A 15,475-nucleotide genomic window follows, 5' to 3' on the forward strand; every position below is an offset into this window, starting at 1 on the left:
AAATTACATACGGAAATCGACACGAATTGTAGATATGCTTTGTAGAGTTTCTTGTGTGATTTCTCTTTTCAGTCGAAATGACAATATTGTAAAAAAAAAAGACTATCATTTCTGATAGTCTTTTTTGCTCCCCCTCTTGGGCTCGAACCAAGGACCCTCTGATTAACAGTCAGATGCTCTAACCAACTGAGCTAAGGAGGAATCACCTTAAAGGTAAATATGTTTGCTAAAAAAAGTTGCTCCCCCTCTTGGGCTCGAACCAAGGACCCTCTGATTAACAGTCAGATGCTCTAACCAACTGAGCTAAGGAGGAAAGTGTTGCTCTTTTTAGCGAGTGCAAATATAAAACTATTTTTAGTTTCTCAAAAACATTTTCACTCTTTTTTTGACTTTTTTTTACTTGCCAACAATGGCTTTGTAAATGTCGTTACCGTTAGCAAATAGTAGTAGTGAAATAAGTAAAACAAAACCAACCATTTGCGCGTTCTCTAGGAATTTATCGCTCGGTTTTTTACCGCTCACGATTTCATACAATAAAAACATCACGTGGCCTCCATCAAGAGCAGGAATTGGCAATAAATTCATCACTCCAAGCATAATTGATAACAAAGCAGTGATGGACCAGAAAACTTCCCAACTCCATGAAGTAGGAAAAATATTAAAAATTGCAGCAAAACCACCCACTTGTTTGTACGCTTTAGTTTCCGGATTAAAAATCATTTTCAATTGTTTTCCGTAACCTATTAATTGATCTTTACCTTTTTCAAGACCAACCGGAATAGATTCGAAGAAACCATATTCTTTAGTACTGATTTTATAGTAACCTAATTTTTCTAATGATTTTAAATCTAAACCACCTCTAACAATACCTAGAGTTCCTGTTGAAGAAACCTTCAAATCAACCGGAGTCTCTTTTAAGTCGCGTAAAACAACAGCAGAAATTTGTTTTCCTTTATTTGCTTCTAAAATTGCTTTTGCCTCGTCAAAATATTTAATTTTTTGTCCGTTAAGAGAAAGAACTAAATCTTTTGGTTTTAAATTCTGGTTTGGAGAATCTTCAGCTATTTTTCCAATTGCAAAAGGTGTACGAATACCTATAAGAAGTCCTTTTTCTGTTTTAGAAAGCTGGTCAACAAAATCAGTTGGCATGGTAATAGTTTGTTGTTTTCCGTCTCTTTCGATCAAAACATGTTTTGCCATGATGACATTCATGTTCATATCGCTGTCATAATTCTCGACTGTTTTTCCATCAATAGAAATAATTTTGTCACCCGTTTTAAAACCAGCTTTAAGCATAGCAGGATTTTCGATCGCAACACCATCTTTTAAATCAGAGTTTGCAATATAAGTGTCTCCGTAGGCAAAAGCCATTCCGATATAGATAATAAAAGCTAGAATAAAGTTTACAGTAACACCGCCAAGCATAATAATTAAACGTTGCCAGGCTGGTTTAGTACGAAATTCCCAAGGCTGTGGCTCTTGAGCCATTTGCTCTTTGTCCATACTTTCGTCAATCATTCCAGAAATTTTCACATAACCCCCAAGTGGCAGCCATCCGATACCATATTCTGTTTCTCCGATTTTCTTTTTGAAAAGGGAATATTTAACATCAAAAAACAAATAAAATTTTTCGACTCTTGTTTTAAATAATTTAGCAGGGATAAAATGCCCTAATTCATGAAGAATAATAAGTAAAGATAAACTCAATAGAAATTGAGAGAGTTTGATAACTATATCCATTTTTTATTTTTAGTTCGTATTTAACGCACAAAAGTAGCGTTTTCTATTTTAATATAAGAGCGCAAGATAACGTTTAAGGTTTTAAATGTTTGTTAATAATTGCTCATACTTTTAATAAATCAAATAATGTTTATTTATTAGTAACATATTTGATTATTATGTTACAAACAGTTTAAGGATGTACTTGTAAAATGATTTAACTGACTTTGACTTCATTATTTAAAAAGATGGAGATTAGAACAAACATTAAATGACGAAAAAACATTGAAAACAATTTTACATTATTTGTTTCTTGTTCGGTTTAGGAGATTAGTCGCTAAAGACGATATTTTGGCTGTATTTCTTATTATACTGCTATATTTTGTCAGCGCATTTTTGATTTATCTAAATTTTGAACCATTACGTAATTATGTTCCTTTTCTTTTTCTGGAAATAATCGTTTACCATTTGCAAAGGTCGGATTTGGAGCTTTTAAAAATGAAAAGAAATTACAAACTAATCCTATTTACAGAATACCTTATTTATTCTTTTCCATTTTATTTGGTGCTTTTAGTAAAAAGCGAATTTGTATTTATTGGGGCAATTATGTTGTTTAAAATAGTTTTAATCAATTTGCCCAAATTCAATCTAAAAATAATTAAATATCCTTTCAATACCTTTAATATTTACTGGCATATTTCTTTTAGAAAATACAAACTGGTTTATATACTTCCGTTGTTGCTTATCGTTGTTTTTATGGCGGTAAAAAGCAACAATCAAAATCTTTTGTATGCAGTTTTTTTAGGATTATCATTAATAGCATGCGTTCCATCCTTTGAAAGAGAAACAATAGCAGAAATAAAACATAATCCTTTTGATAGCAAAAAATACTTGAGGTTTCAGTTTAAAAATTCAATTATCAATACTTGTTATTTAGTATTTCCTATCGCGTTAACGATGTGTTTATTATTGCAATGGGAAAAATTGATATTTCTGATTTTTATATTCATTGCGCCAATTATTAATCTGTTGTTTAAGTATATCTATTTTAATAATAGTTATTTACAGCATATTTTTTTTACGATTTTCATGGCTGGAAGTTTATTTTTATTTGGAGTACCATTCTTAGCGTTGCCTTTTATTTATAAAAAAGCGATTAAAACCTTAAACGAACTCAAAACATGCTAAAAATTATCATTGATCAAAAAAAATATAAAGATAAATCAATCTTAGAAAACATTGATGTTTCTATTGATCGACCAGGTATTTATGGTATTATTGGTAAAAACGGTCAAGGTAAAACAACGCTTTTTAAATGTATTTTAGGTTTAGAAAAGTTTGAGGGAAACTGCTCGATAAATGAAAAGGAAGTAGTATTGCAAAATGCTGGCTGGGTTCCAACAGATCCTCCCATTTATGGAGAACTTACCGCTGTAGAATTTTATGATTTTTATGCCCATTTATTGGATGTTGAGACAAAAAATACGAATTTAATATTTGAGGTTCCCAATAATCAACTAATACGAGAGTTTTCTACCGGAATGAAAAAGAAAACATATCTGAATGCTGTTTTTCAAAAAGAATTTCCCATATACATTTTAGATGAACCGTTTAATGGACTCGATTTAGAATCGAATTATTTATTAATGAATTACATTCGGGAACTTTCTAAAATCAGCATTGTTTTTATTTCGTCTCATATTTTAGAAATCCTCTATAAAGACTGTGATAAAATTTTTCTGCTCAAAAATAAAAATCTTACTGAGTTTGAAAAAAGCCAGTATTCAGAAATTGAGAAAGAATTATTTTTGAGATAAACAATCATGAACTAAACTTTCATTTAAATGTTTGTTAATTAATAAACATTTCAATATCTCGTTTTAACAAGATGCCGTAACTTTACTTTTTTGAACATTACCTTATAAATTGGTAGTATAAAACCATTAAAAGTTACAAGTATGGCTTCACAATTATTTTCTCCCCTAACTATAAAAAATATTACCTTAAAAAATAGAATTGCAATCTCTCCGATGTGTCAATATTCTGCCGAAGACGGCTTTGCAAACAATTGGCATTTGGTTCATTTAGGAAGCCGTGCCAGCGGAGGAGCAGGCTTAATTATTCAGGAAGCGACTGCAGTTTCTCCAGAAGCCAGAATTTCTCCTTCAGATCTTGGAATTTGGAAAGACGAGCATATCGAAAAACTAAAAGAAATTAACGAATTTATTGTTTCTCAGAATTCGATTCCCGGAATTCAATTGGCTCATGCCGGACGAAAAGCCAGTGTTTCGGCTCCTTGGCTGGGCAATAAAAAGTTGGATTTCGCTCAAGGCGGATGGCAGACGGTTGCGCCAAGTGCGATTCCATATCACGACAACGAACCGTTTCTTCCGGAAGCTTTAGATAAAAACGGAATTCAAAAAGTAATTTCCGATTTCAAATCAGCAACCAAAAGAGTAGTCGAAGCAGGCTATCAGGTTTTGGAAATTCATGCTGCACACGGTTATTTATTGCACCAGTTTTTATCACCTTTAACCAATGTTAGAACAGACGAATACGGAGGAAGTTTTGAAAACCGAATTCGTTTTACGTTAGAAATCTTAGAAGCCGTTCAAACCGAATGGTCTTCAAATCTTCCATTATTGGTTAGAATTTCAGCAACGGACTGGGCAGAAGGGGGATGGAATCCAGAAGAATCGGTACAACTTTCCAAAATATTAAAAGAAAAAGGAGTAGATTTAATCGATGTTTCGTCAGGCGGATTGGTTTCGCATCAAAAAATTACACTTGGCCCGGGTTATCAGGTTCCTTTTGCTGAAAAAGTAAAGAAAGAAGCGAATATCGCAACTGGAGCAGTTGGTTTAATTACTGAAGGCAAACAAGCCGAAGAAATTTTAAATAACGGTCAGGCCGATTTGATTTTATTCGCAAGAGAATCACTGAGAAATCCGAATTTACCTTTGGATTTTGCCAAAGAACTAAACGCCGATATTCAATGGCCAAAACAATACGAAAGAGCTAAACTTTAATATTTTTTCCGCCACGAATTCACGAATTAAAGGTTTTATTAAAAAAAAAAAATTCGTGAATTCGTGGCTAAAAAACCATAACAACATGCAGAAAATAAAAACAGCATTATTATCATACGGAATGTCGGGGAAAGTTTTTCACGCTCCGTTTTTAGATATTCATCAAGGATTTGAATTATTAGGTTCTTGGGAAAGAAGTAAAAAGTTAATTCAGGAAGATTATCCATACGTGAAAAGTTATGCCACTCTGGACGAACTTTTGGCAGACGATGTAGATTTAGTAATTGTAAACACGCCAGTCGGAACGCATTTTGAATATGCAAAAAAAGTACTTCTGGCAGGAAAACATGCGGTTGTAGAAAAAGCGTTTACCACAACCGCGGCGGAAGCAAAAGAACTGGCAAAAATTGCAAAAGACAAAGGATTGAAATTAGCCGTTTTTCAAAACAGAAGATGGGACAGTGATTTCAAAACCGTTAAAAAAATTATCGATGACGGCGTTTTGGGAGATTTAGTAGAAGCCGAATTTCATTTTGACAGATACAATCCGTTATTGAGTCCGAAAGCGCATAAAGAAACGGCAAACGATGGTGCGGGAGTTTTGAAAGATTTAGGGCCACATATTATCGATCAGGCAGTGAGTTTATTTGGCTGTCCAAAATCGGTGTTTGGAGATATTCGCGTAACAAGAGAAAAATCTGTTGTAGACGATTGGATCGATTTGACATTATTTTATTCTAATTTCAGAGTTAGAATAAAAGCAGGTTTTTTTGTTAGAGAAGCCAATCCGGCTTATACACTTCATGGTAAAAAAGGATCGTTTTTAAAACCTCGTGGAGATGTTCAGGAAGATGATTTAAAAGTGGGTAAAAAGCCAAATTTAGATTCTTGGGGAACAGAAGATGAAAATCTGCAGGGACTTTTACATACCGAAATAGATGGAAAAATTGTGAGAGAGAAAGTATCAACGCTTCAAGGCAATTATTTTAGTTTCTTTGACGGCGTTTACGATTCTATTGCAAATCATAAACCAGAGCCTGTTACCGCAGATGAAGGCGTAAAAGTAATGCAGATTATAGAAGCTGCAATTGCAAGTAATGCCCAACAAAAGGTAATCAGTATATCATAAGGATTGTAATTATTTGATAACGTTATCATTCCGTAGGAATGTTTCATCGGTAAAAAAAATAATACCCATCCGATTTACGTTCCGTAGGAACGTTTGATAGGTTGGAATGTGGAAAATGATGTCAAAAATCAAACGTTCCTATGGAACGTAAAATTAATGATAACAATAATATTTTTCTACCGATGAGATGTTCCTACGGAACAATCGATTAAACAAAAAGAAGCCGTATCAATTTTGATGTTGCTTCTTTTTTTTGCTTCAATTAAAAAACGTAACAAATTATAATTCGACTAAACCCGAAAAATTGTAATTTTAATAAGAAGATTTCAATTAATAACCTTCGAATTTATAAACAATAACGTTGTAAATTGTGCATAACCCTAGGCTCTGTACACTTTACCAAGCGTTTTTAGTATTTTTGACAATATTCAATAAAAATTCAATATGCTGATAAACTTTAATCCATTAGCGCTTTTTCAAACCAAAGGGAAAATCAAGAAAGTATTTAGAGAAGCAAAAGCCTCTTATTTAAACCGAGTTCGATTTGCCGTTGGAATGTTTTATTTCGGAATGGGATTAAGTTTTGCAACTTGGGCGAGCCGAATTCCTGACATCAAAACAGCCTTGCATTTAACAGAAGGCGATTTAGGTTCTATACTTTTTGCACTTCCGGTTGGTCAATTGGCCATTATGCCGTTTTCAGGAAAAATGGTAACAAAATTTGGAAGCCATCGTATTTTGATTTTCTCTCTTATCATGTATGTTTTCTGTCTTATTAATTTAGGATTGGCAACAACAGCATTGCAATTATCCCTTGGGTTATTTCTGTTCGGTTTGTTTGGAAATCTTGCCAATATTGCCGTAAATACACAAGGCGTTTATACTGAAGTTTTATTCAAAAAAACAATAATGTCGTCGTTTCACGGAATGTGGAGTTTTGCAGGATTCACAGGAGCATTGGTTGGATTGGGGATGTTGACTTTAAAATTAAATCCGTTGCATCATTTTATAATTGTTGGAATCATTGTTTTATTGATGGTGGCATTTAATTTTAAATTTTTGGTTAGAGCCAAAGAGAAGTCAAAAGCCAAAGAAGAGAAAAAAAAGCTATTTGTAAAACCAGATTCGGCTTTGCTTTGGCTGGGTGTTATCGGATTTTGCAGTATGGCGAGCGAAGGCGTAATGTTCGATTGGAGTGGTGTTTATTTTAAAGATATTGTAAAAGCGCCGGGACCTTTGGTTGTTCTAGGATATACTTCTTTTATGATTATGATGGCCAGCGGCAGATTCCTTGGCGATGGCCTAATCAATAAATTCGGTCGTGAGCGTGTCATGCAGATTAGCGGCGTTATGATTTCGGCTGGACTTTTTACGGCTGTTTTTCTTCCTTATATCGTTCCTTGCACCATTGCCTTTATGTTTGTTGGTTTGGGAGTTGCAACTATTGTTCCTACTGTTTATAGCATTGCAGGTAAAAATCCAACGGTTCCAGCAGGAGAAGCTTTAACAATTGTTTCGAGTGTGAGCTTCCTTGGTTTCTTAATGGGGCCTCCGGTAATTGGGCATATTGCTCAAAGTTTTGGACTTCAGTTTTCTTTTGCTTTTATTGGAATTTTTGGAGTGCTGATTGCTTTTATGGTTTCTAAAATTAGAACGACAGTTTAAGATTTAAAGCTTAAAAAACGACAGTTTATTATTGATTTTTTACGAAATTTATTTGATTTTATATGTAGATATTTTTTATATCGTTTCATTTGAGTAAAGGGAACTTATCGCAATCTAATTTGTAAAACTCATGATTAAAAGAATGTTTTAATCAAAAAATGATTTGTAGAGAATATTAAATATTTTGAATAAAATGTATTAACTTAGTTATCAGTATTTTAATTGATTAAATCTGATGTTAAGGAAGCAAAGAATAATATATTCTCCTCTTTTTAAAGAACAAGCGGTAAATTTAAGTTATAAAAGAGCCACTCTTAAAGAGCTGGCCATTGAACTTGAAATAAACCCAGCAAGATTAACTCAATGGCGTCAGATATATCAACAATTTGGTAAAGGAAGTTTTCCTGGAACGGGTAAGAAAAGGATAAATCCGGATAAAAAAGAAATTTTCGAACTTGAGCAAAAACTCAAAGAATCTGAACAAAAATTTGATATTTTGATAAATGGTTCGAAGTATCTATCAATGGGAAAATCTTTTGTTTTTTCGTTCATTAGTGAAAATGAAAAAATATATCCTATAAATAAAATGTGTCAGATTTTAGGAGTATCTGAAAGCACTTTTCGTGTATGGAAAAAGCAAGTTATTTCAGAAAGTCAAAAACGAATATTGCTACTTAGAACAAAAATCATTTCAATTTATTATGAGTTTAATAAACAATACGGATCTGTTAAAATCACCAGAGAACTTAATAACAGAGGGACCAAAATATCAATAGCACAAGTAGCATTTCACATGAAAGAAATGGGCTTGTATAGGAAGCTTAAACGTAGATTTAAAGTAACTACAGATTCAAAACACAATTTATTTACTTCTCCAAATGTATTAAACAGAAATTTTTCTGTAAATGCACCTTCAAAAGTATGGGTTTCAGATATAACCTATATACAAATAGATAAAAGATTTATGTATTTGACTATAATTATGGATTTATATGATAGAAAAATAATTGGTTGGAACTTAGGGACTAGTTTGTCTGTTAAAAGTACCGTTTTACCTGCCTGGGAAACGGCAATAAGTAATCGAGAAATTAAAGACTTTTTAATATTTCACTCTGATAGAGGGGTACAATATGCAAGTAGAGCTTTTGTACATAAATTAGATTCTTATCAATGTGTAACAAGAAGTATGAACCGTAAAGGGAATCATCTTGATAATGCCGTAGCTGAGAGCTTTTTCAATACGCTAAAAAGAGAATTAATACATAGGCAAACTAAATTCCTATCTAAAGAAGAAATGAGAGAAAAAATATTTGATTTTATAGAAAATTGGTACAATAAAAAAAGAATACATTCTGCTTTGAATTTTAAAAACATAGAAGAGTTTAACCAAGATAATTAACTTTGAGATTTAGCTTTTTTTAATTATCAATTTAAAACTTAAAAGTAGTTTACTAATGATATGAATTTATTTATCAAAAACCATTTTCTAATTTAATATTTAAGGCACGTAAATAAAATTTTTGCAAAAATGAAAAAGAAACCAATGGTTTATAGCTTTGATTTCAAGGTAGAGGCTGTCAAATTAAGTTATGAAAGAGGCAATATTGCAGAAGTTGAAAAAGAACTTAATATAACTTCTTCATTACTTACCAGATGGCGACAGGATTATCAAAAATATGGAACTGGAAGTTTTCCGGGTACAGGTACTTTGAGATTAAGTCCAGATGATAAAAAAAAATATGAACTTAAAAAAAAAATTAAAGATTTAGATTTGAAGTTTGAAATTTTTAAGAAAGCAGGAGATTGTATGTATCAAGGAAAATTTGAAATTTTTCAATTTATACGAAATCATGAAAAAAATTACTCTATAAGAAAGATGTGCAAAGTATTAAATTTTAGTACACGTACCTATAGTAATTGGAAAAACCAGAGTCTTTCGGAAACACAACAAAAAAGAATTTTAATAAAAGAAGAAATTACGAAAGTTTTTTTCAATTTTCAACAGCGATATGGTGCGCAAAGAATAGCAAAAATACTCCAAAAAAACGGTTATAAAATATCTAGTTCAACGACAAAAAGATATATGTGTGAATTAGGTTTATATTGTAAAATTTCTAAAAATTAAACTAAAGCAGGATAAACCTGTCTTTGCTTTTTATTATAAAAACCAAAACTAATTAAGTTTAATGTTGAAATTAAAGCAACAAATTTTCTCGTGCATTTTTTTTCGATTCTCTGAATTTTTAAGTTAATATTTTGTCATCTCTTTTAGATATTGTGTTTTTGAAATATATCACAAACTGAGAGCTGACAATTATTTACAAATAGTTTGTTTCGTTATTTACGATTTATTGCACTATTCTGATATACTTAAATCGTATACATAAACTTTTAAGAACTTTAAATTGCATTTTTAATTTTTTGTTTTTCAAATAGATAAAACAATATAAACAAAAATCAGTGTAAAACTATTTGGTGAAAAGTAGGAGATAATTTTTATTTTAATAAATAATGGGTTGGTTTTTAGGTTTTTATTGAAAAGTTTGTAGTTTTTGTATTTCAAATTCTTAAAATCTAATTGAATTTTGTATTTTGGTCATCCCAAATCAATACAAAAACAAATATGAGAACCTACTTTGCTGCCATCTTATTGATGGTGTTTCCATTCTTGATGCATAGTCAGGATGATGTTAAACTAAAGCAGATTAACATTGTAAAAACAAATTACCAAAACTCTAAAGACGGTGAAATTGTAAATAAAACAATGGTCTTTAAAGACGGGAAACTTCAGACAATCACAACTTCAGATGTCGTACAGCATTTCTATTACAATAAAAACGGATTATTAGATATGACCGTTAAGGATAAAATAGGAAGCGATTGGAAAGAAGTAATTAATTATACTTACAACGCTGATAATAATATTACCAAATTTGTAAAAAAATATCAGGAAGGGCCAAATTACATTACTAAAACGGTTGCATTCGTTTATGAAGGAGCAAGGGTAAAAGTAACTACTAAGAGCAGTACTAATCACCAAAATTTATTAGATGATATCGAATATCTTGTTGAAAACGGAATTATTGTGAGACGTACTTCTCGTGATAGAAATAAAGCTATAATTGGAAAATTGGAATACGTTTATGTAAACGATAACGTGTCTAAACACAAAGGTTTAGTTGGAGATAAAATCTCTAAAACCTATACCTATGATGATAAAAAATCGGTAGATCAATTGATTGTTCAGAATCTTTTTGGAGATAATTATAAAGTGATTGTACCAATGATCTCCTACCATGAAGAGGAATTTCCTTTTGAAGCGATTTCATACAACAATGAAATGAATTTCAGTCCGTCATCTACAGCATTAGTTGCGGTAAGCAGAAAATACAAATACAACAAATTAAACTTTCCAATTTCTTGTTCTCAAATTGAAGAGAATGGAATTGTAAAAACCGAAAAAACGTTTATTTACGAGTAAACGTTTCATACTGAGAGACCAATTCAGATAAATGGAATTTTGTTGAGGTAAAACTTAACGAGGTTCCATTTTTTATTGTCTGTAAGCAATATATAAATTTAAAAACGAAATTGTATAATTGATTGTAGCTTACAAATCATTAAATTTGCAGCTTATTCAAGACTATGTTAGAAAAAGAAGTTATAAATTTTGAGAGAACCGTAATTGTAGGTATCGTTACTCAAAATCAAAGTGAAGAGAAACTAAATGAATATTTAGACGAATTGGAGTTTTTGACTTTTACCGCAGGCGGTGAAGTCATTAAACGCTTTTCGCAAAAAATGGAGCGCCCAAATCCCAAAACTTTTGTGGGTACGGGAAAAATTGATGACATTAATCTTTTTGTAAAAGAGAACAAAATATCGACAGTAATTTTTGATGATGAGCTTACGCCTTCACAGCAAAAAAATATTTCTAGAATTATTGATTGTAAAATTCTGGACAGAACCAATTTGATTCTGGATATTTTTGCGCAGAGAGCCGAAACTTCATACGCAAGAACTCAGGTAGAACTGGCACAGTGTCAGTATTTACTGCCAAGACTTTCTGGTTTATGGACACACCTTGAGCGTCAAAAAGGAGGTATCGGGATGCGTGGGCCTGGAGAAACAGAGATTGAAACAGATAGACGTATTGTACGTGACCGAATTTCGTTATTGAAAGATAAAATCAAAACGATCGATAAACAGATGAGTATTCAGCGAAGCAATCGTGGCGCAATGGTTCGTGTGGCTTTGGTTGGATATACGAATGTTGGAAAATCGACTTTGATGAACGCAATCGGAAAAAGTGATGTTTTTGTAGAGAACAAATTGTTTGCAACCTTAGATACAACAGTTCGAAAAGTGGTAATTAAAAACCTGCCGTTTTTACTTTCTGATACCGTTGGTTTTATTCGAAAACTGCCAACACAATTGGTAGATTCTTTTAAAAGTACATTGGATGAGGTTCGTGAAGCCGATTTACTTTTACATGTCGTAGATATTTCGCACCCTGATTTTGAAGATCATATTGAATCTGTGAACAAGACTTTGCAGGAAATTAAAAGCAATGATAAACCAACCATTATGGTTTTTAATAAAATTGATGCTTATAAACACCTGACCATTGATGAAGATGATTTGATTACTGAAAAAACCAGAAAACACTGGACGCTTGACGAGTGGAAACAAACTTGGATGAGTAACGTTGGAGAGGATAATGCCTTATTTATTTCGGCTAGAAATAAAGAGAATTTTGAAGAATTCAGAGAAGTAGTTTACGAAGCGGTTCGACAAATTCACATTACACGTTTTCCTTATAATAAATTCTTGTATCCGGATTATAAAGATGCAATAGAAAAAGAAGAAGAATAAAAATAGAAAACGGCTTTTGAAAATTTTCAAAAGCCGTTTTTTTATGTTTAAAAGAAGCCTATTGTTTGAATTTAGCCCCGATGGAGGCGGTATCCTTGCTAGCCCGACGTCGGGCTAGTAAGATAAAGCCGAGAGCGGGAACTATGTTTATTAAAAAGCCTATTGTTTGGCTTCTAATTATTAAAATCCAAAATTAACGCCTAAACCAAATACTTGTCTGGTTTGAAGTCCTCTGAAAGCATTGTCATCATATATCGCTTGAAAAGCAAAATTGGCAGACAAGAATTTGTTGATTTTCATAATGATGTTCAAAGAATAATTGATATCTACATTTTGAGGATCTTCCAGATAATTAGAATATAAATTAAGTGTGTTTTCTGCTGTTACATTAGTCATAATGGCTAGTTTGTAATAAACTGATGCATAAAAAACCAGTTCATATCGCATGGCTTTTCCTTCGTCAACACCAAAATAATCGCCATCAACATAAGGCAAGCCTGTAAATCGATCAATTCCACTTGTATAAGCATTGTCTACAAAAGTAAATTTTGAAGTCAGAGGGGCAAAATTTATTTTTAGATTTTCATCTTTTGACCAGTAAATACCAGGTCCAGCAGTCAGATATCCAGGAGACATGAATTTAGTTTGTTCCGTTCTAATTTCTTTTCCATTAGCATCCTGTCCATAAATATATCCTGTCGTAAATTGAGTTCTAAAATTTAAGAAGAAAGAGTAATACCATTCGCCAAAAGCTCTTTTTCCTACGATTGAGTTAAACTCTAAACGGTCGTCTGTTTTTTTGCTGAAATCAGTATTTTTGGTTTGTAATAAACCGTACGAAGCCAAGACTTTGTTGTCCCAAGTTACATCGTCTTTTTTATAATTGAAATCATAATTGATTCCTAAAGTTCCAGAGAAACTATCTTCACCACCCGCGATCCAGTTGTTAAAGCTTGATTGATTTAATAAAAGGGAGACTGTACCTTTTGCTTTCCAGCCATCTTTCTCAATTGTGTCATTGAGCTTTTTTACGGCTTTTTCGGTATTTTGGGCTAATTCTTTTTCGGTATTTTGGGACTGAACAAAAGTAAGGTTTGCTAAAACGAAGAGTAATAAAAAGATCTTTCTCATGGTATTTAGTTTAAGTGTATTATCAAATATACTAAAAACCAATCGAAAGATAAAGGTTCACCAGCGGTTATTGCAGGTTATTTCTTAGATTGTTTGTATAAAGGTACTGCAGAACAAGCCTCTCCGTACATGATGCTTCGTGCAAATTGCTGAAGATTATTTGCTGCTAAAATATAAGCACGCATTGGAACTGGTTTTCTGGAACAGCCTTTTACAATTACAGGTTTATTTTCATAAACTGAATAATCGATTTTACTTAGAATTTCTTCGTAAAGACTTGCATCAAGATCTTCAATAGTTCCGTTTACTACTTTTTTTGCAAAAGGCGCCAAATGAACTCCAACAAGAATTAAAGCCCATGCCGGAATAATAGCATCTGTACTACAGTTCACAGCAACATATTGATCCTGATATTGTGACCAATCATGGTTTTTAAGATACTCTCTAAAGTCTTTTTCTTTCAATAGAAATCCTTCCAAAAGCCATTGTGAAATGTCAATTTGAGTACGAATTCCTTTTGGATAATAATCCTCAAGATCAAAAACTTCTAAAGCACTATTGGCTACTTTATTGATGATTTCTTCCATTTCTTTTTAGTTTTCAGTCGCAGTTTTCAGTCGCAGTTGAACACTGAGACTGAGACTGTGAACTGTATACTTATTAAAGCATTCCTAATTCTAACTTCGCTTCTTCGCTCATTAAATCTTTACTCCAAGGCGGATCAAAAGTAATTTCAACGTCAACATCTTTAATGTTTTCAATTGTTTTTACTTTCTCTTCAACTTCTCTTGGCAGACTTTCTGCAACAGGGCAGTTTGGTGAAGTAAGTGTCATAAGGATTTTTACTTCGTAATCTGTGTTTACCATTACGTCGTAAATTAATCCTAATTCATAAATATCTACAGGAATCTCAGGATCGTAAATTCCTTTTAAAACTTTTACGATTGATTCTCCTAATTCGTTTGTGTCTATTTCTTGTTCCATTTTGTTATTTGTTTTTTCTTTTGCCACGAATTTCACGAATTCACACTAATTTTAATTCGGGAAATTTGTGAAATTCGTGGCGAAAAAATTTAATTTTTGTTTTTAGCATCAAAAGCCAAAGCGTACATTTTGATGTTTTTTATCATTGAAACCAAACCGTTGGCGCGCGTTGCTGATAAATGTTCTTTTAAGCCAATTTCATCTATAAAATCAGTATCAGCTTCTAAGATATCTTTAGCTTTCTGATTTGAGAATGCACGGATTAAAATTGCAATTATTCCTTTTGTCAAAATAGCGTCACTGTCGGCTGTAAAAACAATTTTGTCATCGTTTTGTTCGCCTTGCAACCAAACTTTAGACTGACAGCCTTTGATTAAATTCTCGTCGGTTTTGTATTCTTCTTTAATTAACGGAAGACTTTTTCCTAGTTCGATAATGTATTCATAACGCTGCATCCAGTCGTCGAACATCGAAAATTCGTCTATTATTTCGTTTTGTATTTCTTTTATCGTCATAATTATTCTTTAGCAAAATCAACTAATAAATTCACTAGTTTTTCGATTTCTTTTGGAGGGAAACCATTGTCGAAACCAGGTGTTTCATAGGTTTTACCTTCTTTAGTTATTTTTAAATTTCCTATTGCAGCACCATCATAAGTTCGTTTATCTGTTGGAGCTTTTAAAGAAGAAAGATTGTCTAAATTTACTTTTGAATATGCAGCTACTATTTCGTTCCATTTTGCATCATCAATATTGATTTTTTCAGGCTCAGCATTACGTTGCTTAGTAATCAAAACAGTTTTGTTTTGCACAACTATGGTTTTGTAATAACCTCTTGAGTGTGCTGAATATTCAATTTGAGTTGAAGTCATATTTGTTTTTTTCTGACTGCAGCATCCAGTCGCAACAAAAAGAGTTAAAAGCAATAAAGACAATATTCTCAT

General features: G+C 32.3%; 15 protein-coding genes and 2 tRNA genes. 9 read left to right on the top strand and 8 right to left on the bottom strand.

Annotation, left to right across the window (positions count from 1 at the left end; translation table 11 throughout):
• Positions 1 to 127: 127 nt before the first annotated feature.
• The 3 genes from ACFS3A_RS21105 to rseP all read right to left on the bottom strand — a co-directional run bounded on the left by ACFS3A_RS21105 (position 128) and on the right by rseP (position 1,740).
• A tRNA-Asn gene (locus ACFS3A_RS21105) sits at positions 128 to 201 on the bottom strand.
• 38 nt (positions 202 to 239) lie between these two features.
• Positions 240 to 313: transfer RNA gene (locus ACFS3A_RS21110), tRNA-Asn, on the bottom strand.
• 83 nt (positions 314 to 396) lie between these two features.
• Positions 397 to 1,740, bottom strand: coding sequence for an RIP metalloprotease RseP (gene rseP, locus ACFS3A_RS21115; protein ID WP_379827546.1), 1,344 nt, complete (start codon positions 1,738 to 1,740; stop codon positions 397 to 399).
• 477 nt (positions 1,741 to 2,217) lie between these two features.
• On the opposite strand from rseP, the gene ACFS3A_RS21120 reads away from it, so the two are divergent.
• From ACFS3A_RS21120 to hflX, 9 genes are all read left to right on the top strand, one after another.
• Positions 2,218 to 2,907 carry a hypothetical protein gene (locus ACFS3A_RS21120; protein WP_379827547.1) on the top strand — a complete coding sequence of 230 codons (690 nt, stop codon included), beginning with the start codon at positions 2,218 to 2,220 and terminating at the stop codon, positions 2,905 to 2,907.
• Entirely contained in the window at positions 2,901 to 3,536 is a 636-nt protein-coding gene (locus ACFS3A_RS21125) for an ATP-binding cassette domain-containing protein (RefSeq protein WP_379827548.1), read from the top strand. The genes ACFS3A_RS21120 and ACFS3A_RS21125 overlap by 7 nt, the downstream gene beginning before the upstream one ends.
• A 141-nt stretch (positions 3,537 to 3,677) precedes the next feature.
• Positions 3,678 to 4,748: an NADPH dehydrogenase NamA gene (gene namA / locus ACFS3A_RS21130; RefSeq protein WP_379827549.1), complete on the top strand. Its 1,071-nt coding sequence runs from the start codon at positions 3,678 to 3,680 to the stop codon at positions 4,746 to 4,748.
• 85 nt (positions 4,749 to 4,833) lie between these two features.
• Complete coding sequence (locus tag ACFS3A_RS21135; RefSeq protein ID WP_379827550.1) at positions 4,834 to 5,877, top strand: Gfo/Idh/MocA family oxidoreductase; 1,044 nt, start codon at positions 4,834 to 4,836, stop codon at positions 5,875 to 5,877.
• Positions 5,878 to 6,321: 444 nt separating this feature from the next.
• On the top strand, positions 6,322 to 7,542 hold the full coding sequence (locus ACFS3A_RS21140) for an MFS transporter (protein WP_379827551.1): 1,221 nt from the start codon (positions 6,322 to 6,324) through the stop codon (positions 7,540 to 7,542).
• A gap of 235 nt (positions 7,543 to 7,777) precedes the next feature.
• Entirely contained in the window at positions 7,778 to 8,941 is a 1,164-nt protein-coding gene (locus ACFS3A_RS21145; RefSeq protein ID WP_379827552.1) for an IS3 family transposase, read from the top strand.
• 129 nt (positions 8,942 to 9,070) lie between these two features.
• Positions 9,071 to 9,667 carry a transposase gene (locus ACFS3A_RS21150; protein ID WP_379827554.1) on the top strand — a complete coding sequence of 199 codons (597 nt, stop codon included), beginning with the start codon at positions 9,071 to 9,073 and terminating at the stop codon, positions 9,665 to 9,667.
• A gap of 498 nt (positions 9,668 to 10,165) precedes the next feature.
• Entirely contained in the window at positions 10,166 to 11,023 is an 858-nt protein-coding gene (locus ACFS3A_RS21155) for a hypothetical protein (protein ID WP_379827555.1), read from the top strand.
• Between the two features lie 164 nt (positions 11,024 to 11,187).
• The gene (gene hflX / locus ACFS3A_RS21160; protein WP_179000738.1) at positions 11,188 to 12,417 is read left to right on the top strand and encodes a GTPase HflX; all 1,230 of its coding nucleotides are present in this window, start codon (positions 11,188 to 11,190) and stop codon (positions 12,415 to 12,417) included.
• Between the two features lie 180 nt (positions 12,418 to 12,597).
• On the opposite strand, the gene ACFS3A_RS21165 is transcribed toward hflX, so the two are convergent.
• From ACFS3A_RS21165 to ACFS3A_RS21185, 5 genes are all read right to left on the bottom strand, one after another.
• Positions 12,598 to 13,548 carry a DUF3078 domain-containing protein gene (locus ACFS3A_RS21165; RefSeq protein WP_379827557.1) on the bottom strand — a complete coding sequence of 317 codons (951 nt, stop codon included), beginning with the start codon at positions 13,546 to 13,548 and terminating at the stop codon, positions 12,598 to 12,600.
• A 77-nt stretch (positions 13,549 to 13,625) separates the two neighbouring features.
• Positions 13,626 to 14,135: a DUF2480 family protein gene (locus tag ACFS3A_RS21170; protein WP_379827558.1), complete on the bottom strand. Its 510-nt coding sequence runs from the start codon at positions 14,133 to 14,135 to the stop codon at positions 13,626 to 13,628.
• A 73-nt stretch (positions 14,136 to 14,208) separates the two neighbouring features.
• Positions 14,209 to 14,532, bottom strand: a complete 324-nt coding sequence (locus tag ACFS3A_RS21175; RefSeq protein WP_017494560.1) for an SUF system Fe-S cluster assembly protein — start codon at positions 14,530 to 14,532, stop codon at positions 14,209 to 14,211.
• An 89-nt stretch (positions 14,533 to 14,621) separates the two neighbouring features.
• Positions 14,622 to 15,047, bottom strand: coding sequence for a SufE family protein (locus ACFS3A_RS21180; RefSeq protein WP_379827559.1), 426 nt, complete (start codon positions 15,045 to 15,047; stop codon positions 14,622 to 14,624).
• A 2-nt stretch (positions 15,048 to 15,049) separates the two neighbouring features.
• Positions 15,050 to 15,475 (bottom strand): hypothetical protein, encoded by a 426-nt coding sequence (locus ACFS3A_RS21185; RefSeq protein WP_379827560.1) that lies wholly within the window; start codon positions 15,473 to 15,475, stop codon positions 15,050 to 15,052.

This window comes from Flavobacterium notoginsengisoli (genome assembly GCF_042686225.1).
Lineage (GTDB): Bacteria > Bacteroidota > Bacteroidia > Flavobacteriales > Flavobacteriaceae > Flavobacterium > Flavobacterium notoginsengisoli.